20 protein-coding genes and 1 tRNA gene are annotated in these 25931 nt (G+C 60.7%); 12 read left to right on the top strand and 9 right to left on the bottom strand.

Annotated features, from left to right (window positions below; all coding sequences use genetic code 11):
- The first annotated feature begins 76 nt into the window (after positions 1-76).
- Positions 77-1744: a VRR-NUC domain-containing protein gene (locus AC3IX1_RS13810; protein ID WP_489388638.1), complete on the top strand. Its 1668-nt coding sequence runs from the start codon at positions 77-79 to the stop codon at positions 1742-1744.
- Positions 1741-4101, top strand: coding sequence for an ATP-dependent DNA helicase (locus AC3IX1_RS13805; RefSeq protein WP_489388637.1), 2361 nt, complete (start codon positions 1741-1743; stop codon positions 4099-4101). The genes AC3IX1_RS13810 and AC3IX1_RS13805 overlap by 4 nt, the downstream gene beginning before the upstream one ends.
- Before the next feature lie 62 nt (positions 4102-4163).
- On the opposite strand, the gene AC3IX1_RS13800 is transcribed toward AC3IX1_RS13805, so the two are convergent.
- Entirely contained in the window at positions 4164-5318 is a 1155-nt protein-coding gene (locus tag AC3IX1_RS13800) for a MalY/PatB family protein (protein WP_489388636.1), read from the bottom strand.
- A gap of 232 nt (positions 5319-5550) precedes the next feature.
- Here AC3IX1_RS13800 and fdnG point away from each other — a divergent pair, with 232 nt between their 5' ends.
- The 7 genes from fdnG (at position 5551) to AC3IX1_RS13765 (ending at position 14632) form a co-directional block, all read left to right on the top strand.
- Positions 5551-8616, top strand: coding sequence for a formate dehydrogenase-N subunit alpha (gene fdnG / locus AC3IX1_RS13795; protein WP_489388635.1), 3066 nt, complete (start codon positions 5551-5553; stop codon positions 8614-8616).
- Positions 8617-9552 (top strand): formate dehydrogenase subunit beta, encoded by a 936-nt coding sequence (gene fdxH / locus AC3IX1_RS13790; RefSeq protein ID WP_489388634.1) that lies wholly within the window; start codon positions 8617-8619, stop codon positions 9550-9552.
- On the top strand, positions 9549-10214 hold the full coding sequence (locus AC3IX1_RS13785) for a formate dehydrogenase subunit gamma (protein ID WP_489388633.1): 666 nt from the start codon (positions 9549-9551) through the stop codon (positions 10212-10214). The genes fdxH and AC3IX1_RS13785 overlap by 4 nt, the downstream gene beginning before the upstream one ends.
- A 3-nt stretch (positions 10215-10217) precedes the next feature.
- Entirely contained in the window at positions 10218-11144 is a 927-nt protein-coding gene (fdhE, locus tag AC3IX1_RS13780) for a formate dehydrogenase accessory protein FdhE (RefSeq protein WP_489388632.1), read from the top strand.
- 51 nt (positions 11145-11195) lie between these two features.
- Positions 11196-12626, top strand: coding sequence for an L-seryl-tRNA(Sec) selenium transferase (gene selA / locus AC3IX1_RS13775; RefSeq protein WP_489388631.1), 1431 nt, complete (start codon positions 11196-11198; stop codon positions 12624-12626).
- Positions 12623-14530, top strand: a complete 1908-nt coding sequence (selB, locus tag AC3IX1_RS13770; RefSeq protein ID WP_489388630.1) for a selenocysteine-specific translation elongation factor — start codon at positions 12623-12625, stop codon at positions 14528-14530. Before selA ends, selB begins: the two co-directional genes overlap by 4 nt.
- 6 nt (positions 14531-14536) lie before the next feature.
- Positions 14537-14632 (top strand) — tRNA-Sec (locus tag AC3IX1_RS13765).
- Between the two features lie 8 nt (positions 14633-14640).
- On the opposite strand, the gene AC3IX1_RS13760 is transcribed toward AC3IX1_RS13765, so the two are convergent.
- A complete protein-coding gene (locus AC3IX1_RS13760; RefSeq protein ID WP_489388629.1) occupies positions 14641-15969 on the bottom strand; it encodes an OprD family porin in 1329 nt (442 codons plus the stop codon).
- A gap of 249 nt (positions 15970-16218) precedes the next feature.
- Here AC3IX1_RS13760 and AC3IX1_RS13755 point away from each other — a divergent pair, with 249 nt between their 5' ends.
- Positions 16219-16950 carry a hypothetical protein gene (locus AC3IX1_RS13755; RefSeq protein ID WP_489388628.1) on the top strand — a complete coding sequence of 244 codons (732 nt, stop codon included), beginning with the start codon at positions 16219-16221 and terminating at the stop codon, positions 16948-16950.
- Between the two features lie 150 nt (positions 16951-17100).
- Here the strand turns inward: AC3IX1_RS13755 and AC3IX1_RS13750 are convergent, their stop codons facing one another.
- Both AC3IX1_RS13750 and AC3IX1_RS13745 read right to left on the bottom strand, forming a co-directional pair.
- Entirely contained in the window at positions 17101-18579 is a 1479-nt protein-coding gene (locus AC3IX1_RS13750) for a DUF1254 domain-containing protein (protein WP_489388627.1), read from the bottom strand.
- Between the two features lie 232 nt (positions 18580-18811).
- Positions 18812-19882: an alpha/beta fold hydrolase gene (locus tag AC3IX1_RS13745; RefSeq protein ID WP_489388626.1), complete on the bottom strand. Its 1071-nt coding sequence runs from the start codon at positions 19880-19882 to the stop codon at positions 18812-18814.
- A gap of 313 nt (positions 19883-20195) precedes the next feature.
- Between AC3IX1_RS13745 and AC3IX1_RS13740 the strand changes: the two genes are divergently transcribed.
- Positions 20196-20705, top strand: coding sequence for a cupin domain-containing protein (locus tag AC3IX1_RS13740; protein WP_489388625.1), 510 nt, complete (start codon positions 20196-20198; stop codon positions 20703-20705).
- A 213-nt stretch (positions 20706-20918) separates the two neighbouring features.
- Here AC3IX1_RS13740 and AC3IX1_RS13735 read toward each other — a convergent pair whose 3' ends face one another.
- Genes AC3IX1_RS13735 through AC3IX1_RS13720 form a run of 4 tightly spaced genes read right to left on the bottom strand, consistent with a single transcriptional unit; the run spans position 20919 to position 24380 of the window.
- On the bottom strand, positions 20919-22187 hold the full coding sequence (locus AC3IX1_RS13735) for an NAD(P)/FAD-dependent oxidoreductase (protein WP_489388624.1): 1269 nt from the start codon (positions 22185-22187) through the stop codon (positions 20919-20921).
- Positions 22184-22936 carry an amino acid ABC transporter ATP-binding protein gene (locus AC3IX1_RS13730; RefSeq protein WP_489388623.1) on the bottom strand — a complete coding sequence of 251 codons (753 nt, stop codon included), beginning with the start codon at positions 22934-22936 and terminating at the stop codon, positions 22184-22186. Before AC3IX1_RS13730 ends, AC3IX1_RS13735 begins: the two co-directional genes overlap by 4 nt.
- Entirely contained in the window at positions 22933-23601 is a 669-nt protein-coding gene (locus AC3IX1_RS13725) for an amino acid ABC transporter permease (protein ID WP_116265397.1), read from the bottom strand. Before AC3IX1_RS13725 ends, AC3IX1_RS13730 begins: the two co-directional genes overlap by 4 nt.
- Positions 23598-24380 (bottom strand): ABC transporter substrate-binding protein, encoded by a 783-nt coding sequence (locus AC3IX1_RS13720; protein ID WP_489388622.1) that lies wholly within the window; start codon positions 24378-24380, stop codon positions 23598-23600. Before AC3IX1_RS13720 ends, AC3IX1_RS13725 begins: the two co-directional genes overlap by 4 nt.
- Before the next feature lie 214 nt (positions 24381-24594).
- Here AC3IX1_RS13720 and AC3IX1_RS13715 point away from each other — a divergent pair, with 214 nt between their 5' ends.
- On the top strand, positions 24595-25374 hold the full coding sequence (locus AC3IX1_RS13715) for an IclR family transcriptional regulator (RefSeq protein ID WP_116265395.1): 780 nt from the start codon (positions 24595-24597) through the stop codon (positions 25372-25374).
- 109 nt (positions 25375-25483) lie between these two features.
- Here the strand turns inward: AC3IX1_RS13715 and AC3IX1_RS13710 are convergent, their stop codons facing one another.
- The gene (locus AC3IX1_RS13710; protein ID WP_489388621.1) at positions 25484-25849 is read right to left on the bottom strand and encodes an avidin-fold protein; all 366 of its coding nucleotides are present in this window, start codon (positions 25847-25849) and stop codon (positions 25484-25486) included.
- Positions 25850-25931 lie beyond the last annotated feature (82 nt).

Raw genomic sequence — 25931 nt, 5'->3', positions numbered from 1 at the left:
GCCGCCATTTATCCTTTTCCGATTGCGCCACGCGGCGTGGAACTGGTATCTGTATGCATAACCAGTACCCCTCGCCATGGCCCATTTTCCAGTGACCGCAAATCCCCTCGACGATCCGTTCTACTACTTGAACAACTTCATGCAAGTACTTGATTGGCTTGAGCAGCGCTTTGCCGATGTGCTGAGCGTCGACGAGCAGCGATTCATTCATGAGTTTAAGCGGTTACCCCGTGAATCGCAGGCACTGCTGGTCAGAATGGTCATGCGCAAGGGCGTTCATTTCAGGGCGAGCAAACTGCACTACGAGGAAATTGGCGATTCCGGCAGCGCCGTCGGGCCGTTGTTAGCGCTCGGTTGGGTCGATGAGCAAATGCCGTTGGCGGTCGAAGCGCTGTTCGAGGTGCTGCTCAAGGGTGAAATCCTCCAGGCCTTTGGCCCGGCAATCGATCGACCCAAAGGCAAAAAAGCCGATTGGTTGCCAGCGCTGTGCGAGCAGTTTCCCCAGGTGCAAAGCTTCAACGACTGGTGCCCGAGCCTGGACGAGCGCCTGTTCAGCCTGACCATCATGCAATTATGCGACCGCCTGCGCCTGATGTTTTTCGGCAACCTGTATCAGGACTGGTCGGAGTTCGTGTTGGCCGACCTCGGTATCTACACCTACGAAAAAGTCGAATTCTGCGCCGAGTCCCGTGGCTTGCGCAGCCGCGAAGACGTGGATGCCTGCGTCCTCCTGCACGCCTACCAGCAACAATTCGAGGCCGGTGAAAGGCTGGAAGAGGTGGCCGAACGGATCAAGGGCCTGGCGCTGGACAATCCGTGGTTGCAACGCCGGCGCGGCAAGCTGCTGTTCCAGATGGCCCAGTACTGCGAACGCATCGCGGATTTCTCCATGGCCCAGAGCCTGTACCTTGAATGCGATTATCCGGGGGCGCGTGCGCGGCTGATTCGCGTGCTTGAGCGTAGCGGCCAGTTCGAGCAAGCCATGGACTTGGCCGTGCAGGCCGAGCAGGCACCGGAGAGCGCCGCCGAACACCAGCAGTTGCTCCGCGTGCTGCCACGCCTGCGGCGCAAGCTCGGCGGGCCGCCCATCAAACGGGCTGCGCCGCGGGAAATGCAGCGCCTGGACCTGCAATTGCCCAGGACAGACCCGGCGTTATCGGTGGAGTTCTACGTTCAGGCGCATCTGGCGCAAGAGTCGGCGCCGGTGCACTACGTGGAAAACAGCCTGGTCAACTCCCTGTTTGGCCTGCTGTGCTGGCCAGCGATTTTCGCGCCTTTGCCGGGTGCGTTTTTTCACCCGTTCCAGCGTGGGCCGGTGGACTTGCTCAGCGAAGACTTCCAGGTCCGCCGGGCCGAACTGTTTCAGGCGTGCCTGGCCGAACTCGACGACGGGCGCTATCGGCAAACCATCCGCGAACGTTGTGCCGCCAAGTGGGGCGTGCAGTCGCCGTTCGTGTTCTGGAGCGTGCTCAGCGAAGAGTTGCTGGAGCAAGCCCTCGATTGCCTCCCGGCCGAGCACCTCAAGCACTGGTTCAATCGCCTGTTGCTGGACATCAAGGCCAATCGCGCCGGCATGCCGGACCTGATCCAGTTCTGGCCGCAGCAAAAGACCTACCGCATGATCGAAGTCAAAGGCCCGGGCGATCGCCTGCAGGACAACCAGTTGCGCTGGCTGGAGTTCTGCCATGAACACCAGATGCCGATCGCCGTGTGCTACGTGCAATGGGCGGAGCCGGGCGCTTGAGCTACAGCATTGCGGTGCGGGCGCTGTGTGAGTTCACCGCCAAGGCCGGCGACCTCGATCTGCGCTTCACACCGTCGCCGACCGCGCTGGAGGGCATTGTCGGGCACCGTACGGTGGCATCGCGGCGCAGCGAGGGTTACCAAAGCGAAGTCGCCCTTGAAGGCCAGTATCAAACCCTGACGGTCAAGGGCAGGGCGGATGGCTATGACCCCGGGCAAAACTGTCTGGAAGAGGTCAAGACCTACCGCGGTGATTTGAGCAAGCAACCGGCCAACCACCGACAGTTGCATTGGGCCCAGGCGAAAATCTACGGCTGGTTGATGTGCCGGAAACTGGATCTGTCTCAGATCAACCTGGCGCTGGTGTATTTCGACATCGTCAGCGAAAAGGAAACCTGTCTGGTCGAACCCTTCGAGGCCGCGCAACTGCAACAGTTCTTCGAACAGCATTGCGCGCGTTTCCTGCAATGGGCGGAACAGGAAGTGGCCCATCGTGACGGGCGCAATCTCGCAGCGCAGCGTCTGGCGTTTCCCCACGCCGACTTTCGGCCGGGGCAGCGCCACCTGGCCGAGTCGGTGTTCAAGGCTGTCAGCACGGGGCGCTGCCTGATGGCCCAGGCGCCCACGGGAATCGGCAAAACCCTGGGCACCTTGTTTCCCATGCTCAAGGCGCTGGCGCCCCAGCAACTGGACAAGGTGTTCTTCCTCACGGCGAAAACCCCGGGACGCCAACTGGCCCTGGACGCCGCGCAAGTGATACTTGCCCGCGCCGATGCGCCGCCGTTGCGGGTGCTGGAGATGATCGCCCGGGACAAGGCCTGCGAACACCCGGACAAAGCCTGCCACGGCGAGTCCTGCCCGCTGGCCCGGGGTTTCTACGATCGCCTGCCCGCCGCACGGCAGGCGGCCAGCCAACTGAGCCTGTTGAACCAGAGCGCCTTGCGCGAGGTTGCCCTGGCGCACGATGTCTGCCCGTATTACCTGAGCCAGGAGATGGCGCGTTGGGCCGACGTGGTAGTTGCCGACTACAACTATTATTTCGATTTCAGCGCGTTGCTGTTCGGTCTGGCCCAGGCCAACAACTGGAAGGTCGCGGTGCTGGTCGACGAAGCCCACAATCTGGTGGAACGCGGCCGGCAGATGTACAGCGCCAGCCTCGATCAGGCGACCTTCAACGGCGTACGCAAAAACGCGCCCGAAGTGCTGAAAAAGCCGATGCAGCGGATCAACCGCGAGTGGAATGCCTTGCATAACGCACAAACCGGTGCTTATCAGGCCTATGACAAGGCGCCGGAAAAGCTCCTTCAGGCACTGTCATCGTGCAGCGCCAGCATCGGCGACTACCTCAACGATCACCCTCAAGGCCTGGACAGTGCGCTGCAGGGGTTTTACTTCGACATGCTGCACTTTTGCCGGGTCGCCGAACTGTTCGATGATCAGTTTCTGTTCGACATCAGCAAGCGCGACCTCGAGCGCCAGCGCAACCTCTCGCAACTGTGCCTGCGCAATGTGGTCCCCGCGGGGTTCATCCGCCCGCGCCTGACCGCCGCGCGTAGCACGGTGCTGTTTTCCGCGACCCTCAGCCCCCGGCACTATTACGCCGATTTACTGGGGACACCGGCGGATACCGTGTGCATCGACGTCGAGTCGCCGTTTCATGCCGATCAACTGCAAGTGCACATCGTCGACCAGATCTCCACCCGGTACGTCCATCGCCAGTCGTCTCTTGAGCCGATCGTGGACTTGATCGCCAGGCAGTTCGGCGCACGCCCCGGCAATTACCTGGCGTTTTTCAGCAGTTTCGATTATTTGCAGCAGGTGGCGCAGTTACTCGCCGAGAAACATCCGCACATCAGTCTGTGGTCACAGTCCCGAGGCATGGGCGAAGCGCAGCGCCAGCAGTTTCTCGATCAGTTTCACGCCGACGGCCAGGGTATCGGCTTTGCGGTGCTGGGCGGCGCCTTTGGTGAAGGCATCGACTTGCCCGGTGCCAGGTTAATCGGCGCATTTATCGCCACGCTGGGGCTGGCGCAGCTCAATCCGGTGAACGAGCAACTGAAACGGCGCATGGCCGCGATTTTCGGTGCCGGTTATGACTACACCTACCTTTATCCCGGTGTGCAGAAAGTGGTGCAGGCCGCCGGACGGGTCATCCGTACGCAACAGGATCAAGGGGTGGTGATGTTGATCGACGACCGTTTTGGCGAGAGCAAAGTCAGGCAGTTGCTGCCGCGTTGGTGGGCCATTGCAGGCTTGCATCGGTTCAATGAGTCGGAGCATCACAGCATCGGGTTGTCGCCCTGTGGGAGTGAGCCTGCTCGCGATAGCGCCGTGTCAGGCAACATCATTGCCGACTGACTGGACGCCATCGCGAGCAGGCTCGCTCCCACAAGGGGGTTGTCTGTGACTTGAGGGGTGTATCAGGCCTTGAGATGGCGCAAGCTGCGCTCCATCCGCGCAATGCCTTCTTCCAGCAGCGACCGTGGGCAGCCGAAGTTCAGGCGCACGAACTGCTTGCAGTCATCACCAAAGTCCAGGCCCGCGCTCAAACCCACTTTGGCCTGTTCGAGGAAAAACTGCTGCGGGTTGTCCAGCCCCAGTGCCGTGCAGTCGAGCCATGCCAGGTAGGTGCTTTGCGGCAGGTTCATGGTGATGCCCGGCAGGCGGGTGCGCACGGCCTCGGCGAGGAAGTCGCGGTTGCCTTGCAGGTAGACCTTCAGCTCGGCCAGCCATGGTGCGGCTTCGCTGTAGGCGACGCGGGTGGCTTCCATGCCCAGCGGATTGACGCTGTCGACCATGCCGCAACGGGCGTGGTTGACCTTCTCGCGCAGGTGGCGGTCCTGGATGATCATGAACGAGGTCTTCAGGCCGGCGATGTTGTAGGCCTTGCTCGCCGACATCAGCGTGATGGTGCATTGGGCCACTTGTGGGCTCAGGGTAGCCATCGGAATGTGCGTGCGGCCGTCGAAGCACAACTCGGCGTGGATCTCGTCGGAAATGATCCAGGCACTGTGCTCAAGGCAAATGTCGGCAATGGCTTGCAGCTCTGCGCGGGGGAAGGCCTTGCCCAGCGGGTTATGCGGGTTGCTCAGCAGCAGTGCGCCACCGCCTTGCAGCGACTGGCTCAAGGTATCCAGCGGCGTGGTGTAGGTGCCATCGGCTTGTGCATCGAAGTTGAGCTCGACCTTGTTCAGGCCCCAATGCCCGGGTGCGTGGCGCAGTGGTGGGTAGTTCGGTACCTGCACAACGACATTCTGTGGCGCCTGCACCAGTGCCTTCAGCGCCATGTTGAAACCGGACTCGACGCCCGGCAGGAAAATCAGCTCCTGGGGCTCGACACGCCAGGCGTATTTGTTCCAGAGGTCGGCGACGATCGCCTCGCGCAAGTCTTCCTGGGCCACGCTGTAGCCGACCATCGGGTGTTCCAGTCGCTTTTGCAGGGCCTGGATGATCACCGGCGGTGCGGCGAAGTCCATGTCGGCGACCCACATCGGCAACACGTCGGCCGGGTAGCGGCTCCACTTGGTACTGCCGGTGTTGTGGCGGTCGAACACCTGATCAAAATCGAAAGTCATGCGTAGTCTCATGAAAGCTGGGTTGGAATGCTGACCATGATAATCGCCAAGCCCTGTGGGAGCGAGCTTGTGTGCCTTGGGCGCCCACCGGGAATTGCCCGACGGTCGGCTGTCATGGTGATTTCGACAGCATTGACTACAGTTTGTTGTGTCGGCAGCCAGACTGCCCCGACCGTGGTTGTTCAAAAAAGCCCGGCCATGTACCCGGGTTCCACCTGATCAGGAGTGCACGATGGATCTCAGCCGTCGTCAGTTCTTCAAGGTCGCCGGTATCGGCCTTGCAGGCTCTAGCCTGGGCGCGTTGGGCATGGCCCCGACACTTGCCTTTGCCGAACAGGTGCGTCACTTCAAGCTCGCCCACACCCATGAAACCCGCAACACCTGCCCGTATTGCTCGGTCGGTTGCGGCTTGATCATGTACAGCCAGGGCGATGCGGCGAAGAATGTCGCGCAAAACATCATCCACATCGAAGGTGACGCCGACCACCCGGTCAACCGCGGTACCCTTTGCCCCAAAGGCGCAGGCCTGCTGGACTTCATTCACAGCCCCGGCCGCCTGCAATACCCGCAGGTGCGCAAACCCGGCAGCACCGAGTGGACCCGCGTCTCCTGGGATGAAGCCCTCGATCGCATCGCCGACCTGATGAAGGCCGACCGCGACGCCAACTTCATCGAGAAGAACGCCCAGGGCCAAACGGTGAACCGCTGGCTGACCACCGGTTTCCTCGCGGCATCGGCGGCGTCCAACGAAGCCGGATACATCACCCACAAGGTGGTGCGCAGTCTCGGCATGCTGGGGTTCGATAACCAGGCGCGTGTCTGACACGGCCCGACGGTGGCAAGTCTTGCCCCGACGTACGGCCGTGGTGCCATGACCAATACCTGGACCGATATCGCCAACGCGAATCTGGTTCTGGTGATGGGCGGCAACGCAGCAGAAGCGCACCCGTGCGGCTTCAAATGGGTGACCGAAGCCAAGGCGCACAACAAGGCGCGGCTGATCGTGGTCGATCCGCGTTTTACCCGGACCGCCTCGGTGGCCGACTATTACGCGCCGATCCGCACCGGCACCGACATTGCCTTCATGGGCGGGCTGATCAATTACCTGCTGACCGAGGACAAGATCCAGCACGAATACGTGCGCAACTACACCGACGTGTCCTTCATCGTCAGAGCCGGCTATGGTTTCGAGGACGGGATTTTCAGCGGCTACGACGCGGCCAAGCGCCTCTACACCGACAAGTCCGGCTGGGGCTATGAACTCGGTGAAGACGGCTTTGCCAAGGTCGACCCGACCCTGCAAGACCCACGCTGCGTCTATCAACTGATGAAGCAGCATTACAGCCGTTACACCAGGGAACTGGCGAGCCAGATCTGCGGCATGCCGGTCGACGCCATGCAGAAAATCTGGGAGGAGATCGCCACTTGCTCGACGCCGGGCAAGACCATGACCATCCTCTATGCACTGGGCTGGACCCAGCACTCGACTGGCGCGCAGATGATCCGCAGCGCGGCGATGGTGCAACTGCTGCTGGGTAACGTCGGCATGCCGGGCGGGGGGGTGAATGCCTTGCGCGGGCACTCCAACATCCAGGGGCTGACCGACCTGGGGCTGTTGTCCAACTCACTGCCGGGCTACCTCTCGCTACCCGGCGATGCCGAACAGGACTACAACGCCTACATCGTCAAGCGCACGCAAAAACCGTTGCGCCCGGGGCAACTGTCCTATTGGCAGAACTACAGCAAATTCCACGTCAGCCTGATGAAAGCCTGGTACGGCGCCAACGCCACGGCCGAGAACAACTGGGCTTACGACTACCTGCCGAAACTGGACATTCCCCAATACGACATCCTCAAGGTGTTCGACCTGATGGGCCAGGGCAAGGTCAACGGCTACCTGTGTCAGGGCTTCAATCCCATCGCCGCATTACCCGACAAGAACCGGGTGATGGTGGCGTTGGCCAAGCTGAAGTGGCTGGTGGTGATGGATCCATTGGCCACCGAGACCTCGGAGTTCTGGCATAAGGTCGGGCCGTACAATGACGTGAACAGCGCCGACATCCAGACCGAAGTCATTCGCCTGCCCACCACCTGCTTTGCCGAGGAGGATGGTTCGCTGGTCAACAGCAGCCGCTGGCTGCAATGGCACTGGAAGGGCGCGGATGGCCCCGGCGAAGCGCACACCGACATCCGCATCATGAGCGAGCTGTTCCTGCGTTTGCGCCAGCGCTACCAGGCTGAAGGCGGCAAATACCCCGATCCGATGCTCAAGCTGTCGTGGCCGTACAAGATCCCCGACGAACCTTCGCCGGAAGAGCTGGCCAAGGAAATCAACGGCTCTGCCACCACCGACTTCACCGACGCCACAGGCGCTGCGATCAAGGCCAATGCGCAACTGGCCGGGTTTGGCCAGCTCAAGGATGACGGCAGCACCGCGTCCGGCTGCTGGATTTTCTGTGGCAGCTGGACCGAACTGGGCAACCAGATGGCCCGGCGCGACAACAACGATCCGTTCGGCATGCACCAGCATCAAGGCTGGGCATGGGCCTGGCCGGCCAACCGGCGGATTCTCTACAACCGCGCTTCGGCGGACCTGCACGGCAAGCCGTGGGATCCGAAAAAACGCCTGGTGTGGTGGAACGGCAAAACCTGGGGCGGCACCGATGTGCCGGACTACAAGGCTGATGTGCCGCCGGAAGCGGGGATGAATCCGTTCATCATGAACCCTGAGGGCGTGGCCCGATTCTTCGCCGTCGACAAGATGAACGAAGGCCCGTTCCCGGAACACTACGAGCCGTTCGAGACGCCGATCGGCATCAACCCGCTGCACCCGCAAAACAAGAAAGCCACCAGCAACCCGGCGGCGCGGATCTTCGATTCGGTGTGGGACTCCCTCGGCGTGGCCAAGGATTACCCGTACGCAGCCACCAGTTACCGGCTGACCGAGCATTTCCACTTCTGGAGCAAGCATTGCAAGCTCAACGCGATTACCCAACCGGAGCAATTCGTCGAAATCGGTGAAGTGCTGGCCAAGGAAAAAGGCATTGTCGCCGGCGACCGGGTACGGGTCAGCAGCAAGCGTGGCTTCATCGAAGCGGTGGCGGTGGTGACCAAGCGGATTCGTCCGCTGCAGGTCAACAACCAGGTGGTGCACCAGATCGGCATTCCGTTGCACTGGGGCTTCACCGGCCTCACGCGCCACGGTTACCTGACCAACACCCTGGTGCCGTTCCTCGGCGATGGCAACACCCAGACCCCGGAATCCAAGTCATTCCTGGTCAACGTGGAGAAAGTCTAAATGGCCAGCCAAGACATCATCGCCCGCTCGGCCACCACCACTCCCGCGCCCTCGGTGCGCGGAGTGGAGGAAGTCGCCAAGCTGATCGACACCACCAAATGCATCGGCTGCAAGGCCTGCCAGGTCGCCTGTTCGGAATGGAACGAACTGCGGGACGAAGTCGGTCACAACCATGGCACCTACGACAACCCGCAGGACCTCACCGCAGAAACCTGGACGTTGATGCGCTTCACCGAGCACGAGACCGACGCCGGCAACCTGGAATGGCTGATCCGCAAGGACGGTTGCATGCACTGCGCCGAGCCCGGTTGCCTGGCGGCATGCCCAAGCCCCGGGGCGATCATCAAGCACGCCAACGGCATCGTCGATTTCGATCAGGACCACTGCATTGGCTGCGGCTACTGCATCACCGGGTGTCCGTTCGACATTCCACGGATCTCGCAAAAGGATCACAAGGCCTACAAATGCACCTTGTGCTCGGACCGGGTGGCGGTAGGGCTGGAACCGGCCTGCGTGAAAACCTGCCCGACCGGTGCCATCGTGTTCGGCTCCAAGGACGACATGAAGGAACATGCCGCCGAACGTATCGTCGACCTCAAGAGCCGGGGCTTTGAAAACGCCGGCCTGTACGACCCCGAAGGCGTTGGCGGTACCCACGTGATGTATGTGCTGCACCACGCCGATACGCCAAGGCTGTACGCCGGTTTGCCCGATCACCCGGCGATCAGTCCGTTGGTAGGGCTGTGGAAAGGCATCAGCAAACCTCTGGCGCTGCTGGCCATGGGCGCAGCGGTGCTGGCCGGGTTCTTCCACTACGTGCGGGTCGGCCCGCAAATCGTCGAAGAGGATGAACATCCGGAGCCGCCGGACACCGCCGTGCATGAAGTCGATCCGTCGGTGCACACCTTCGATCCCCGTGGGGAGGGCAGGCCATGAGCAACAAGACGATCCTGCGCTACACCAGCAACCAGCGCACCAATCACTGGCTGGTGGCGATCCTGTTCCTGATGGCCGGGTTGTCCGGACTGGCACTGTTCCACCCGGCGCTGTTCTGGCTGAGCAACCTGTTCGGCGGCGGGCCATGGACACGCATCCTGCACCCGTTCATGGGCGTGCTGATGTTCGTGCTGTTTCTCGGTTTGGTGCTGCGTTTCTGGCGCGCCAACTACTTCATCGCCAATGACCGCCTGTGGCTCAAGCGCATCGACCGGGTGATGAAAAATGAAGAGGAGGGCGTCCCGCCCATCGGCAAATACAACCCCGGGCAGAAGCTGCTGTTCTGGACTTTACTGCTGTGCATGCTGGTGCTGTTGTTCAGCGGGCTGGTGATCTGGCGTGCGTACTTCAGCGAGTATTTCGGCATCACCACGATACGCTGGGCGATGTTGCTGCATGCGTTGGCCGGTTTCGTACTGATCCTGAGCATCATCGTGCACATCTATGCCGGCATCTGGATCAAGGGCTCGGTCAGCGCCATGTTGCACGGCAGGGTCAGCCGCGGCTGGGCGAGGAAACACCACGAACTCTGGTATCGCCAAGTGACTCAAGATGAGACCCGCGACGAAGCGCCTGAGCGACCGATCACTAAAAAGGGCTGACATTTGCCAACCATCCTGGAACCTGGAGAAATCGAAGCGGCGGCCAGTTCTCCGCCGTTTCTGTACATGCCACCGTCTAACCTGTTCAGCCTGCGCGCCCAGCGCCTGGAAGCGTTGGCCGAAGGGCACCCGCTGGCCGATTACCTGCGCCTGATCGCCGGGTTGTGCCGGGTGCAGCAACAGGTGTTGGACGACCCTCCGCTTTGCGAGCCCATCGACCGACAACGCATCGAGTTGTGCCAGCAACACGGCTTGCCGCCGTTCGCGGCCGATAGCCTGGCGCGTGAAGACGATTGGCAGCTTTACCTCGATGCCTTGTTGCAGCGCTATAGCGCACCGCCGCAATCCACCGTGGCCGATGCCGTGGACACCCTGCGCCTGGCCGGTGCCGGGCAACGTCGCGCCTGGGCGGTGGCACTGGTCAGCGGCCAGTATTCGCTGGTGCCGGCAGCGCTGGTGCCGTTTCTCGGTGCGGCGCTGCAAACAGCCTGGAGCCACTGGCTGTTGAGTACGCCGAACCTCGCGCTAACCCCCGGCGACAGTCTCAGCCAGTGCCCGGCCTGTGGCTCGCCGGCCATGGCCGGAGTGATCCGCCATCGCGGCAAGCACAACGGCTTGCGTTATCTGGTCTGTTCGCTGTGTGCCTGCGAGTGGCATGTGGTGCGGGTCAAGTGCGTGTATTGCGAGCAGAGCAAGGGCCTGGAATATCTAAGCCTTGAAGATGATCGCCATGCCGCCAACCAGGCGCCTTTGCGCGCCGAAGTCTGCCCCGGTTGTAACAGTTATCTGAAGTTGCTCTATCTGGAGAACGATGCGCACGCCGAAGCGTTGTCGGCCGACCTGTCCAGCCTGATGCTCGATATGCGCCTGGCCCAGGACGGTTATCAGCGTCTGGCACCCAATCTGTTGCTGGCGCCGGGAGACGAGTAACCACAGCGTCTACACTCTGGCGCGACGGCCATTCGTTTTCAGGAGCGCCAGATGTCTGCACGCGGTGCCAGCCAACCCCTGCGTCTACCTTCCATCGACAGTTTGTTGCGGCACCCGGCGTGCCAGCCGTTGGCCGAGCGCTATGGCCGCGACGCCTTGCTGGTCACCTTGCGGCTATTGCTGGATGAATTGCGCGAAGGGGTACGGCAAGGTTTGCTCGAAGCTGTTGAAGTCAGCCCCGAGGTACTGGCGGGCAGGGTCGGCGAGCGCTTGACCATCCAGCATCGCAGCCATGTGCGCCGGGTGTTCAACCTCACCGGCACGGTCTTGCACACCAACCTCGGTCGGGCGCTGTTGCCCGAGGAAGCGATTGAGGCGGTGCAAATGGCCGCGCGCTATCCGCTCAACCTCGAATTCGACCTGCGCAGTGGCAAGCGTGGAGATCGCGACGACCTGATCGAAGGCTTGATCCGCGAGCTCACCGGCGCCGAAGCGGTGACCGTGGTCAACAACAATGCCGCGGCGGTGCTGCTGACCCTCAACAGCCTGGGCGCGCGCAAGGAAGGGATTATTTCCCGGGGCGAACTGATTGAAATCGGCGGCGCCTTCCGCATCCCCGACATCATGGCCCGCGCCGGGGTGAAGCTGCATGAAGTCGGCACCACCAACCGCACCCATGCCCGCGACTACGAGGCCGCCATCGGCCCACGCAGTGGATTGATCATGCGCGTGCATGCAAGCAACTACAGCATTCAAGGCTTCACCACGAGCGTGGCGACGGCTGAACTGGCGCAGATTGCCCACCAGCACGGTTTGCCGCTGCTCGAAGACCTCGGCAGCGGCAGCCTGCTGGATCTGACCCGCTGGGGCCTGCCGGCAGAGCCGACGGTACGCCAGGCGCTGCTCGATGGCGCGGACATCGTCACCTTCAGTGGCGACAAACTGCTCGGCGGACCACAGGCCGGGTTGATTGTCGGGCGCAAGGAACTGATCGCCAGGATCAAGAAAAATCCGCTCAAGCGTGCGCTGCGGGTCGACAAAATGACCCTGGCCGCCCTGGAAGCGGTGCTGGGTTTGTACCGCAACCCTGATCGTCTCGCCGAGCGTTTGCCGAGCCTGCGCCTGTTGACCCGGCCACAGGCCGATATCCTCGCCCAGGCCGAGCGTTTGCGGCCGGGGCTGGCCCAGGTGCTGGGTGATGGCTGGAGCGTCAGCGCCATGTCGGCACTGGGCATGATCGGCAGCGGCAGCCAGCCGGTGGCGCGGTTGGCCAGCGCAGCGCTGTGTCTGCGCCCGCTGACCTCCAAGCGCTTGCGCGGGCGCTCGCTGTTGACGCTGGAAGAAGCCTTTCGCGCCTTGCCGATTGCGGTCCTGGGGCGCATCGACGATGACGCCCTGTGGCTCGACCTGCGGCAACTGGACGACGAGCCGGCATGGCTGGCGCAACTCGATCAATTACAGGTGGAGGGCCGGGCAGGGTGATTGTCGGCACCGCGGGACATATCGACCATGGCAAGACGGCGCTGCTCCAGGCGCTGACCGGGCAGGCGGGTGACCGACGCCGCGAAGAGCGCGAGCGCGGCATGACCATCGACCTCGGCTACCTGTATGCCGCGCTGGAGGCGGATGCGCCGCTGACCGGGTTCATCGACGTTCCCGGCCATGAGCGCTTCACCCACAACATGCTGGCCGGGGCGCAGGGCATCGATCTGGTGTTGCTGGTGGTGGCCGCCGATGACGGGGTGATGCCGCAAACCCGCGAGCACCTGGCGATTGTCGAGTTGCTGGGTATCCCTCGGGCACTGGTGGCGATAAGCAAGTGCGACCAGGTCGACAGCGCTCGGGTGCAAGACGTGCGCGAGCAAATCCGCACCTTGCTGGCGCCCGGTCCCTATGCCGATGCACCGTTGATTGTGCTGTCGAGCGTGACCGGCGAGGGCATCGAAACCCTGCGCCAACAATTGCTGCAAGCCCAGCGAGAAGTTCAGCAACGCAGCACCGAAGGTGGTTTTCGCCTGGCGATCGACCGGGCCTTCAGCGTGGCCGGGGCCGGTATCGTGGTGACCGGCACGGCGCTGTCCGGCAAGGTCGCGGTGGGCGATACCCTGCTGTTGGGGCCACAAGGAAAACCGGTGCGCATTCGCGGCCTGCACGCGCAAAACCAGGCCGCCGACCACGCCTTTGCCGGCCAGCGCGTGGCGTTGAACCTGAGCGCCGAACGGCTGGCCCTGGAACACATCCATCGCGGCCACTGGTTACTCGCCGAAGGCCTGTATGCGCCCACCCAACGTCTGGACATCGACATGCAACTGCTGGCCGGCGAACCCTGGCCCTTCGAGCACTTTCAACCGGTGCACGTACACCTCGGCACCCAGGATGTGACCGGGCGCGTCGCCTTGCTGGAAGGCACCAGCCTGGCGCCCGGTGGACGGATGTTTGCGCAACTGCTGCTCAATACGGCGGTGCATGCAGTGAAGGGTGATCCGCTGATCCTGCGTGACCAGAGTGCCCAACGAACCCTGGGCGGCGGTCGGGTGCTCGACCCGTTTGCCCCTGACCGGCAACGCCGCAGCCCCGAACGCCTGGCGCAACTGGGTGCGCTGGCGAACTGTGCCGGGCTGGAAGATGTTTTGCCGGCATTGCTGGCCCATAGCGACACAGGGCTCGATCCTCAGCGTCTGGAGCGGCAATTCAACCGACCGCGCAGCAGCTGGGTGTTGCCTGCCTACGTGCGCCTGATCGATACCCGTCAAGGCGCATTGCTGTTCAGTGCAAGTCGCTGGGAAGCCTTGAAAGCGCCTTTAGTGGACCAGCTCGCGCGTTTCCATGAACTCGAACCAGATCAGATGGGCCCGGACCGGGATCGCCTGCGTCGATTCACCGGCAGTACTTTGGAACGCCCAACGTTTATCAGCCTGCTCGACGAGTTGTTGGCCAGCGGCGACATCGCCAGCAGCGGCCCGTGGTTGCAGCTGCCCGGGCATCAGGTGCGTTTGAGCGAAGAGGACGAAGCCCTGTGGCTACAATTGCAGCCGTTATTCGAACAGGCGGGATTCGACCCGCCCTGGGTGCGCAACCTTGGGCATGACGAAGCAACCGTCCGCGCATTGCTGCGCAAAATGGCGCGCCTGGGCTTGATGCACCAGGTGGTGCGCGACCTTTTTTACACCGACAGCATGATTCGCCGATTGGCGGCTATGCTCTTGCAACTGGCGGACGCCAACCCGGTGATCCAGGTGGCGGCGTTTCGTGATGCGGTGGGCCTGGGGCGCAAGCGCAGTATCCAGATACTGGAGTACTTCGACCGTATAGGCCTGACCCGGCGCTTTGGTGATCGACGCCAGATTCGCCTGGACAGTGCGTTTGCCCAGCGCAATGAAAACTGAACTCAAGGAAGGCAATCGCGCCCGGTGGCGCGGCCGGGCTTCAAACCCGGTTGGGGACGGCATCCGTTCCCGGGCAGGTTCGACTCCGGCTGCCTTCCGCCACTTTCCGCTCAGAACGGCCCGAAGCCCAGCGGGTACTGGATAACCACGTACACCCGGTCGATGTCGTCGCCAGCCTGGGCCGCATTCGCTCGGTGCGACACATGGGACAGTTGCAGCGACAAGCCCTTGGCCTCCCCGGACTGCACGATGTAGTGCAGGTCGATGTCGCGCTCCCAGTGTTTGCCCCCTTCACCTTGTTGCGGCACGAAGGTGCCGGTCGCCGGGTCGAACGGGTTGTAGGCCCCGCCTTGCGGCGCATGGGTGCCGTCGATCTGGTCGCCGGTGACGTAGCGGGTCATGAACTTCAGGCCGGGTATGCCGAAGGTGGCCAGGTCCAGGTCGTAACGAACCTGCCAGGAGCGTTCGCGGGCGCCGTTGAAGTCGGCGTACTTGATCGAGTTGGCGAGATAGATGGAGTCGCCACCGACAAAATCGAATGGCGTATCACCGTCGATTTTCTGATAGGCCAGGGTGAAACCATGGGCGCCGATCGTGTATCTGCCGGACAGGCTGTACGCGGTGTTGTCGATGGCACCGACCAGCGCCTGGCCAGTGTCCCGGGTGTGATAGAGGTTGGCGTCGAGGAACACCTCGGACTGCTTGAAGTGCAGGTTGCCGTAGTACTGATGCCAGGTATCGGTCAGCTCCGAGGCATACAGGGCACCGCCGATAGGACTTTGGGTAAACAGGTCGGCGCCAACAAACGAAATGCCGCCGGCCTCGGTGTTGGCGCCATAACCGAAAAAGTTGCCCTTGCCTGACGCACTGTCCTGATTCTTGAACGCTGTGAAGTGACCGGCTTGCAGGTTCATGCCATCGATTTCGCGGCTGTTGAGCAGAAAACCGGTGGCGTACTCCGGCTGCAGGCGTTTGTCCGCGGTGTCGAATACCGGGGATTCGACCTCCATCTCGCCAAACGCCAGGGTGGTGTTCGATGCCTTGAGCTTGATCGCGCCGCCAGCGCTGGAGTAGTTGTTTTCGCTGCGGCCGTCACTGTCCACCGGCAGCAATCCGGTCCCGGAATGGCCCTTGCCGCCATCGAGCTTGAGTCCGACAAAGGCATGGGCATCAAGGCCGAAACCAACTGTGCCCGGCGTGAAACCGGATTCAAAAGCGCTGATGAAACCTTGAGCCCATTCGGCCTTGTAGCTCTTGCCGGTCGGCGAGGGGGATCGATAGTCGCTGTTCAGATAGAAGTTTCGGCTGAGCACGCCAAGCGTTGCGCCTTCGAAAAATCCTTCCGGGACTTGTGCTGACTCCTCGGCCAGTGCGTGGGTGGCCAACAGGCAGAAGCACAGGGCAATGGCCGCCCTGGAGTCTTGCGGGGAAAGGATCATAGGGGCAGGGTTTTACCAGGTACTGCCTTTGCAATGGCCATGACACTGTCCTTACCGGGGGGGAGTGAGGTCCTCATGGTTACGTAGATCGGGTCGGGAACATTGAATCGGTGTGCTGTCTTTGATGCCGGGTGCGCAAAGTGGTTTGAACCTCAATACGGCTGTCCATCGGCCCGGTCCTGCATGCGGCCGACTATCGATTATTCTGGTAATGACGCAAGCGCTACAGGGCGAGGAGGGGACGCAATCATGTCTGCACAGGATCGCGAATTGCTGGACCAGGTGCTGACTGCCCATGGCGGCCTGGTGCGCTGGAACAGTTTCAATAAGGTCTGCGCCACGATCGTCACCGGCGGCTCGCTCTGGGGCATGAAAGGGTTGACCCAGGACAGCGCGCCACGCCAGATGACCGTGTGGCTGCATGAACAAAGAGCCTCGGTGAGACCTTTCGGCTCACCGGAGCAATTCACGGCCTATACGCCGAACCGAATCGCCATCGAGAATACCGCGGGCAAGGTGATTGCCGAGCGCCAGGCACCCCGGGCATCCTTCAAGGGCCATGGGGAGCACACGGCCTGGGACCCGTTGCACCGGGCCTACTTCAACGGCTATGCGATGTGGTCCTACCTGACCATGCCCTTCCTGTTCACCTTGCCGGGCGTCACCTGCGAGGAAATCGAGCCCTTGCAAGAGGGCGCCGAGCGCTGGCGGCATTTGCGGGTGCAATTTCCCGACAGCATCGCAACCCACAGCGCCATCCAGGACTTCTATTTCGGCGATGACTTTCTGCTGCGCCGCCACGACTACAACGTCGATGTGAGCGGCGGCATGCCCGCTGCCCAGCTGGTTCATGATTACGTCGAAGCCGACGGATTGCGCATGCCGGGCAAGCGGCGAGCCTATCGGCGCAAGGCCGATGGGCAGGTCAACAAAGAGGCGTTGCTGGTGTCGATCGACTTGAGTGAGATCCATTACTCGTAGCCGACATCCGGTTTACAGTACCAGGCGAACCTATTCAGTCGCCTCTACACAATCACTCGCGCCACATCGCCGCCATCGCGAGCAGGCTCGCTCCCACAGTTGAACTGTGTCGGACGCGAAATCTGAGTACTTCCTCTTTTCAGGTCCTGTTCATTTGGTTTTCACCACCGCCGGTGGGGTCCAGTCGCCGTCGAGTACGTCGGATTCCGGCCAGTAAGCCCGGATGTACAACGAGAAGCTGGCGTCCTTGGGCGAGGGCAGCCAGTTGCTTTCCTTGTCCTTGCCCGGTGATTCGCTTTGCACGTAAATGGTCAGCGAGCCGTCAGGGTTGGTTTGCAGAGATTTGTTCTTGGTGCCGATGGAGTAACGCTTGAGCTCGTTCGGCGAGAAGAAGTGCTGTTCGTTGTACAGCGTCAGCGACCAGAACCCCTTGACCGGCGGCAGCTTGCCTTTGGCGAACGTAACGCTGTAGCCGTACCGGCCGTTGAGACGCAGGCCGTTCTCATCCAGGTCCTGATAGAAGTATTTGGTCTCTTTCTGCTGATTGACGAATATGTTCGAGCGCGCGACGGCGGTACGGGTGAAATAGTCGGTGCCGAACGCTGCGCCGTTGCTCACCGTGCTCCAGTGATCGGGCAATTGCAGGCCGTAGTTACGGAACTGCAACAGCGGGTCGATCACTTCGCTGTCGGCCTTTCTCGCCTCATCGATCATCGCGGCGCGAAGTTGCGGATCGGCCTTGGCGACGGCCGCGAGGGCGGCCATTTGCGCGTAGCGGACTTCTTCGCCCGGCAATGGCTTGGCGTCCTTGAGCAGGGCCGGCAGTTCGTCGAAGAATTTCTCCGGCGCCACCCATTTGGTTTCCGCGTTGCCATCAGAAGCCTGGGCCGGGAATTTCGGCAGCCTGGCCCAGTTGCGCTTCTTCATCTTGCCGTCGTATTGCGACAGCGGGTACATGTCGATGCCCGACAATGCCGGCTGCACGGCCTGGCGGTCGGCCGCGGTGTCGTCCTGGAATACCCGGGGGATCACGAACCCGGTGTTCGTTCGTGCCCGGTACACACGCTTGATGCCGGGCGGCACCTTGCCGTTCCAGTCCGGGCCGACCAGCAGGTAGAAACCCGGTTGGGTGTTATACATCTTGCCCATCTCGGCGAAGCTGTCGGAGCGCAGGTCGACCACCTGGTACACCCAGAAGCGGCCGTCGAAGTCCGGTACTTGCAGCACCACCGGCTCAAGGTCCAGGGCGATGCTGCCTGCGCCGTACACCACGTCCTGGTTTGGGCAGGCCACCAGTCGCTCGGCCGGGTCGATGTAGTCACTGAGCATCGACAGCCGATTGATCGGGGCCACGGGTACGATGCCACCCATCAAGCCGGGCTCGGGCAGGTTTTTGAACGCCTGGCGACGATTGAAGATGTTGGCCATAGGCCAGGCCCAGAAATACGCCTCGCGCGCCATCATGCGCACATACGGTTCGGTTACTTTGGTGCCTGCCACGGGACCTGCGACCGAGCCGGCAACGGTGGCTTCGAGCGCTTTGCCCTGGGCACCCAGCAGGGGGGTGGCGGTGAGCACGCTGACGAAGGTCAACGCAAAGACGGCATGGCGCCGGGGCAAACGAATCATAAAGCGTCCTTACTGGATGGCGATCACCTGATGCAGGTGGGCTGCTGAAAAGATAGCTCATGTTTGCCGCAGCAATACCTGTAGGAGCCGGCTTGCCGGCGATGGACTCAAGTGCACCGCGTTTATCCAGTTCACACGCGTTATCGTTTACGACCAACGCCAGCAAGCTGGCTCCTACAAGGGACCGTGCCCACGAAGGTGGGGCAACAGCAGGCGAATGCCGGATCAGACCTCAAAGATGGTCCGCATCGATCACAGCCTTGGCAAACGCCTGCGGATCTTCCTGCGGCAGGTTGTGGCCAATGCCGCCGTTAATCAGCCGGAACTCGTATTGGCCGGTGAAGCGCTTGGCGTAATCCTCGGGGGCAGGGTGCGGCGCACCGTTGGCATCGCCTTCAAGGGTAATGGTCGGCACGCTGATGGACGGTGCCGTGGCCAGTTTCTGCTCCAGCGCTTCGTATCGGCTCTCGCCCTGGATCAGACCCAGGCGCCAGCGGTAGTTGAACACGGTAATATCGACATGGTCGGGGTTGTCCAGCGCCTTGGCACTGCGGTCGAAGGTGGCGTCATCGAATGCCCATTTCGGCGAAGCCAGTTGCCAGATCAATTTGGCGAAGTCGTGGGTGTTCTTCTCGTAACCGGCGCGGCCACGGTCAGTGGCGAAGTAGAACTGATACCACCACTGCAATTCCGCCTTGGGTGGCAGCGGGTTCTTTCCGGCGGCCTGATTGCCGATCAGATACCCGCTGACCGAGACCAGTGCCTTGACCCGTTCCGGCCATAGTGCCGAGACAATGTCGGCCGAACGCGCACCCCAGTCGTAGCCACCGAGCACCGCTTGCTTGATCTTCAGGGCATCCATGAAATCGATGACATCACTGGCCAGCGCAGCGGGTTGGCCATTGCGCAGTGTTTTGTCGGACAGGAAATGCGTATCGCCATAACCCCGGGCATAGGGCATCAGCACCCGATAGCCCTTGGCGGCCAGCAACGGCGCAACCTCGTCATAGCTGTGAATGTCATACGGCCAGCCGTGCAGAAGGATCACCACCGGCCCGTTGGCCGGGCCTGTTTCGGCGTACGCCACGTCCAGCAGTCCGGCGTTGACATGCTTGAGCGGGCCAAAGGGCGAGGGCGCCGATTGGGTGGTACCGGCCGGGGCCACCGCCGGCTGCGCGGTGGTGGCCGCCGTTTGTGCGTGGGCCGCGCCGAGGACGCCGAACAGCGTCAGCGCGAAGATAGAAGGGCCGACCAGGTGGCGGCATGTCTTGCCGGGGTTGCTGTTGCGCAGTGCCATCTTCATGGGATATCTCCTTTACCAGCCAGGGGTCAGGGGTTCCGTCCGAGCCCCTTCAAACCTTGCATGCATTGAAGCGCGGCAACGTATCCGGGCTGTGTCCAATTGCAGGCCGGATGAAAGTCTGTGTATCGAGGTGTCGTGCCGACACACTGTGATACCGAAGCCAGCCATGAGAAACTGGCGGGGGCAGCAAACGGTGGGACAGGGTGCCGGCCAGGATAAAAGCCAACTCGACTAAAGCACTATTTAGTCGAGTTATGTTGTCAAAGGCATTGAATATACCAATAAAATCGCGAATCAACGGCAAGGAGGCAAGATGACTCAACGCCCCCCAAAAATTGCAGGGCTGATCAAAGCCCTGGGCCTTGAGCCCCATATCGAAGGTGGTTTCTTTCGCAGAACCTACCAATCGGACGACCAGCACATGATCCTGACGTCCGCTGGCCAACGACATTGCATGACGTCGATTTTCTATCTGTTGACCCAGGATTCTCCAATAGGTCATTTCCATCTCAACCAGTCAGACATCGTTCATTACTATCATCTGGGCGATCCGATTCAGTACAGGCTGATTTTTCCGGACGGCACATTGAAAACCATCGTGATGGGTCACGACGTTCTCGCCGGACAATGCTTGCAGCTACACGTGCCCGGTGGCATCTGGAAAGCTTCGCTGGTGATGCACGGCGCGGCAGGATTCGGCTTGATCAGTGAAGCGGTTTCACCAGGCTTTGATTTCGCGGATATGGAAATGGGTGACCGGCAAAAGCTCGGACAGCAGTTTCCTGAGCATTGGGCATTGATCGAAAAGCTGACGCGAGGATGAGGTGGTTGCGTGCTTCAAGATCTGTGTATGTCGGGGTCAATCTGGCAATATCACATTACGTGTAATGTATATTATGTTAAATCGTGTATCGGGGAATCCATCACGCTTCCTCCTCCGCATTGCTATGTGGCACAAAACAGCTTGGCGATGGCGTTGATCCTGATCGTCCCGGGTACGAACGATCAGGCCTCGACATCCGCAATAGAGAATCCCTCAACTCACATTCAACCGATCCAACAAGCTATACCAAGCCACTCCCGCGCCAATATAGAACCTCTGCAACCCATGTAATGGCAGCCGCTGCAATTGCGACACCGGATACGCAAACGCCGCGCGGCTATCACACAAGCGCCCAGCCAACTGCTGCCCAAGGCTGGTACACAGAGCGATCCCCCGGCCATTACACCCAAGCGCCAAGGTCAGCCCAGGCGCCGGCTCATGAACATGGGGCATGAAATCTCGAGTGATCGCGATCCGGCCAGCCCAGTGATACTCAAATTCCAATGGCCCCAACTGCGGAAACAGCAATGCCAGCGAGCGCTCCAGGTGAGCAAAGTCTGTCGGCCCAGTAGGATCGTTGAACAACCCTCGTCCGCCCATCAACAGACGACCGTAGGCATCCTTACGGAAATACAGTAGTAATCGTTGCGCCGTAGAAACTGTTTCCTGTCCTGGCAAAATACTTTCGGCAACAGACCCACTCAGCGGTTTGGTAGCGACGATAAAACTATTGGCAGCCAATATGCTCTGCGCCATACCCGGCCACAGGTTGCTGCTGTACCCGTTGGTTGCCAGTACCACCTGATCCGCCGTTACTTGTGCGCCGCAAGTGGTCTGCAATTGCCACCCAGAGCCTTGGCGCTGCAACTCAGTCACGGCACTCTGGCCATGAATCCGCACACCTGCGGCCAGCGCCGCACGCACTAACCCGCGTGCGTAAGCCAAAGGCTGAATTGCCCCAGCCCGGCCATCCAGCCAACCGCCGGCAAAAGCTTCACTGCCCATGCGCGTAGCCACTGCCCTCGCCTCCAAACACTGCACTGGCACACCACGCCGGGCCCACTGGTCCGCACGGGCATGCAGCCCGGCTACGCCTTTGTCCGAGTAGGAAACCTGCATCCATCCCTTTCGCACTGGCGCGCAATCAATCTCATGCCGCTCGATCAAATTGAACACCAGGTCAGCGGAGCTCGACACAGTATCGATCAAGGGTTCAGCGCGCTCAGCGCCGTAAATCTGCACCAGTTGATCCGGATCGTATTTCAACGTCGGGTTGACCTGTCCACCATTACGGCCCGAAGCGCCCCAGCCAGGTTCATTGGCCTCCAGTACACAGACGCTTACTCCCTTCTCAGCCAGGTGCAGGGCCGTCGACAAGCCGGTATACCCCGCTCCCACAATCGCCACATCCACCTTCAACGATTCGCTCAACGCAGGCGTCGGTACGGCTGACGGCGCAGTCGCTGCCCATAGTGACTTCATGAAAGGCTCCGGGTGCTGGCGGTCGGATGCAGTACCCGGCGCAAAAAGTCTTGGGTTCGCGGTTGCTGCGGATTGCCCAGGACTTGCTCCGCCGGGCCGCTTTCAACGATGTAGCCGCCATGGAGGAAACACACGCGGTCGGCCACTTCGCGGGCAAAGCCCATTTCATGGGTGACCACGATCATGGTCATGCCTTCATCCGCCAGCGTACGCATGACTTCCAGCACGTCGCCTACCAGCTCAGGGTCGAGGGCCGAGGTAGGTTCGTCGAACAGCATGGCTTCGGGCTTCATAGCCAAGGCGCGTGCGATGGCCACCCGTTGTTGCTGGCCGCCGGAGAGTTGTTCCGGGTAGGACTCCGCCTTTGCCGACAGGCCAACTTTCTCCAGTAAGGCCAGGGCTTCTTCATGTGCTTGAGTGGGTGACTCACCTTTGACGTATACCGGCCCTTCCATGACGTTTTCCAACACGGTGCGATGGGGAAACAGGTTGAAACGTTGGAACACCATACCCATGCGACTTCGTAGCGCGTGCACGGTTTTACTGCTCCGTTGCACGGTTTCGCCGAACACTGTGATGGCGCCGCCGTCGTAGGTTTCCAGTGCATTGATGCAGCGCAGCAGCGTGGATTTGCCCGAACCAGAAGGGCCAATCAGACACACCACTTCACCCTTGGCCACGTCCAGATCTACTCCGTGCAGTACGCGGTGGTTGCCGTAATGTTTCTGCAGCTGTCGAATCTCGATCATGCTTTTTTCCTCCGACCCAGATGCTGTTCCATACGACGCAGGCCATACACCAACGGCAGGCTCATCAGCAGGTAAAGCAGCGCTACCAGGGTGTAAACAGTCATATTCTGAAAGGTGGATGAGGCAATCAATTGCCCTTGGCGGGTCATCTCGGCGACGGTAATAGTGGATACCAGTGATGAGTCCTTGAGCATCATCACCAAGGTGTTGCCATAGGGTGGCAAGGCGATACGGAATGCCTGGGGCAGAATCACGCGGCGCATCATCAGTACCGAGCGCATTCCCAAGGCTTCGGCGGCTTCGCGCTGTCCTTGCTCCACTGCGATGATACCGGTACGAAAGTTCTCGGCTTGATAGGCTGAATAGGCGATACCCATGCCGATCACCCCGGCCTGGAAGGCAGTGAGGTGCACACCCATGTCCGGCAGCACGAAGTAAATGTAAAACAGCTGCACGATGATCGGCAGGCCGCGAATCACATTGATCACCGTGCTCGCCGCCACCGACAGCGCGCGGATCGGCGACAGCTTGAGCAACGCCAGCACCAGGCCAATGGCGCTGCTGAGTAGGAACGACAGTACGGTGATCTGGATAGTCACCCAGGCGCCCTGAAGCAGGATGGGTAAAAAATCTACGGCGCTTTGCAGGAATTCAGTGGGGCTCATAGGTTCACCTGGGTATCAAGCCCCCACTTCTTGAGGATACTGGCCAGGGTTCCGTCGGCTTTAATGCTGGCGATGGCCTGATTCAATCGCTCCAGGGTTTCGGTGTCGCCCTTGCGCACCACCAGGCAAACCTCGCCGACATTGGTGGGCTTGTAGTCGGCGGCCAGTTTCACGCCTTTGAACAGATTCTGCCGGATCTGATAGGCCACCACCGGCTGGTCACCAACAGCGGCCTTGATGCGCCCCAGGGACAGGTCACGAACCATCTCGCCAATGGAGTCGTAGGTGCGGATTTCCTTGAAGATGCCGAGCTTTTTGAGCTGGTCGTAAAAGATGGTGCCGGCCTGCACACCCACTACCTGATCTTTGAGCGGACTCAGGTCGGGGTAGGCGGCATTGTCATCGGCGCTGATGATCAGGCCTTCTCCGTAGGCGTAGACCGGGTTACTGAAGTCGACGACTTTTGTACGCTCTTCGGTTTTCAGCATGCCAGCGGATATGAAGTCGAGCTTATCGGAAGTTAGGGAGGGAATAAGCGCGGCGAAGTTGGTCTGTTCGATTTGGCTGGTGAAGCCCCCGGCCCTGCCCACCGCTTCGGCGACATCGACCATCACCCCCTGGATGCTATTGCTCTTGATATCGAGGAAGGTAAACGGCGAGCCGCTGGCTGTTGCACCAACTTTGTACGTGGTCGCACTGGCGGCGTGCACGGCGGTCACGCAAAGGGTGGCACATAGACCGAAGGCGAGGCGGCGAAACAATGGTGAAAGACTGTTCATCGGGTTACTCCAAAAGGAAAACGGATCGTCAATACCGCTAGCGGCAAGAGAACAACCGCAAGCCTCATGCCATTCCGATTCTATTTGAGTGAATATCGATTCATAAAATACGTAAAATGATTATATTGTATCGATATGCGATATTTAATGGCCTATTTTTGCTTTGTGGTGTAGAAATCTCCCCATAATCGATCGATCTGACAGCGAGTTCGCCATGTCCGAAGAACGCAACAGTTTGCACAATCAATCCCTGGAAAAAGGTCTGTCGGTGCTCAAGGCTTTCAGTGCGCAGCGCCGTAGCATGAGCCTTGCAGAGGTAGCTGACGCCGCTGGCATGACGAAAAGCTCGGCCCAGCGCATGGTATTTACCCTGGAGAGCCTTGGTTACCTTCGGAAACATTCCCGCACACGTCATTACCAACTGACACCACGGGTGCTGGAGCTGGGGTTCAGTTACCTGGATGCCCATTCGCTGATCGAAGTGGCCAACCCGTTCCTTTCCGAACTAACGCGACTGACCGGAGAGACCTCCTGCCTTACGGAGCCAGCGGGCTACGACATGACCTACATTGCGCGCTTCGTCAGCTCAGGTTTTGTGCCGGTGCATATGCCGATTGGCTCGCGCGTGCCGATGTATTGCACAGCGTCCGGCAGGGCCTACTTAAGTGCGCTACCGCAGGATGAAGCGTTGGTGTTAATCGAGAATAGCCAGCGAGTCGCCCATACCAGCCATACGCTGACGCAGGTCGACAAGATTCTGGAGTCGCTGCAGGTGGTGCGGGAGCAAGGTTATGCAGTCAATACCCAGGAACTTTTCCTCGGCGACATGACCATCGGTGCTCCGGTGCTGGGGGCTAACGGTCGGCCGGTAGCGGCGGTGCATGTGGTAGCACCCACCAGTCGCTGGAGCCGCGCGGACGCCGAGCGGCAACTGGCGCCGGCGCTGTTGCAATGTTCTCGTGCGCTGACCAACTCCGCGCGGAATCTAGATTGATCTCAAGGCTGAAGAATCATTCCTGTGCTTCGCATGAAGCAGCGAGCGAGTGAGATTTCCGAACGGCTACGACACAGCTGGATGCGAAATTACTAAAAATCCTTAACCGCTACGTCGCAAGCTCGACGTAGCTTGACTCCCCTCCTCCAGTCGCGCCTGACAACCAACCCCATACGAAGGTCAGAGTGGTACGCCCTGCGTGATCAACGCCTACCGAGCCCCGAGACCAGCCGGCAAGCATTTCACCATCCGTGGTCAAGCAGTGAAAAAGAAGCTCAATGGTATCGGGGCCTGTCACCCGGCCGACTTGATTGCCCATGCGAATCCGGCCACCTTGGTAAGTGCTCGTAATAGCACTTTCCTCGACATGGTAATGAAACACCGTACCCGTACCGGATAGCCCATTGGCGTTATCCGCTACAGTAAATCGGCGATTGTTCAAACGCTCGTTGATCTGAGAAAAGGGGATGTCCATAAAATGTCGCGTCCTTTAGTCGAAATGTTCCATTCAAGCCTTCGATAGACCTCGGCTTCAGTCAAGCATCGCTGAAACTTCG

The organism is Pseudomonas sp. KH_046_2 (assembly GCF_057838985.1).
The sequence above is the reverse complement of the archived record's forward strand: the minus strand, read 5'-3'. Positions and strand labels throughout refer to the sequence as shown.

Coding starts and splice junctions, on each gene's coding strand:
- AC3IX1_RS13755 (WP_489388628.1), top strand. CDS start 16,219: ATGTCTGCACAGGATCGCGAATTGCTGGACCAGGTGCTGACTGCCCAT.
- AC3IX1_RS13745 (WP_489388626.1), bottom strand. CDS start 19,882: ATGAAGATGGCACTGCGCAACAGCAACCCCGGCAAGACATGCCGCCAC.
- AC3IX1_RS13740 (WP_489388625.1), top strand. CDS start 20,196: ATGACTCAACGCCCCCCAAAAATTGCAGGGCTGATCAAAGCCCTGGGC.
- AC3IX1_RS13725 (WP_116265397.1), bottom strand. CDS start 23,601: ATGAGCCCCACTGAATTCCTGCAAAGCGCCGTAGATTTTTTACCCATC.
- AC3IX1_RS13715 (WP_116265395.1), top strand. CDS start 24,595: ATGTCCGAAGAACGCAACAGTTTGCACAATCAATCCCTGGAAAAAGGT.
- AC3IX1_RS13750 (WP_489388627.1), bottom strand. CDS start 18,579: ATGATTCGTTTGCCCCGGCGCCATGCCGTCTTTGCGTTGACCTTCGTC.
- AC3IX1_RS13785 (WP_489388633.1), top strand. CDS start 9,549: ATGAGCAACAAGACGATCCTGCGCTACACCAGCAACCAGCGCACCAAT.
- AC3IX1_RS13800 (WP_489388636.1), bottom strand. CDS start 5,318: ATGACTTTCGATTTTGATCAGGTGTTCGACCGCCACAACACCGGCAGT.
- fdxH (WP_489388634.1), top strand. CDS start 8,617: ATGGCCAGCCAAGACATCATCGCCCGCTCGGCCACCACCACTCCCGCG.
- AC3IX1_RS13760 (WP_489388629.1), bottom strand. CDS start 15,969: ATGATCCTTTCCCCGCAAGACTCCAGGGCGGCCATTGCCCTGTGCTTC.
- AC3IX1_RS13730 (WP_489388623.1), bottom strand. CDS start 22,936: ATGATCGAGATTCGACAGCTGCAGAAACATTACGGCAACCACCGCGTA.
- selA (WP_489388631.1), top strand. CDS start 11,196: ATGTCTGCACGCGGTGCCAGCCAACCCCTGCGTCTACCTTCCATCGAC.
- AC3IX1_RS13710 (WP_489388621.1), bottom strand. CDS start 25,849: ATGGACATCCCCTTTTCTCAGATCAACGAGCGTTTGAACAATCGCCGA.
- AC3IX1_RS13720 (WP_489388622.1), bottom strand. CDS start 24,380: ATGAACAGTCTTTCACCATTGTTTCGCCGCCTCGCCTTCGGTCTATGT.
- AC3IX1_RS13810 (WP_489388638.1), top strand. CDS start 77: ATGGCCCATTTTCCAGTGACCGCAAATCCCCTCGACGATCCGTTCTAC.
- AC3IX1_RS13735 (WP_489388624.1), bottom strand. CDS start 22,187: ATGAAGTCACTATGGGCAGCGACTGCGCCGTCAGCCGTACCGACGCCT.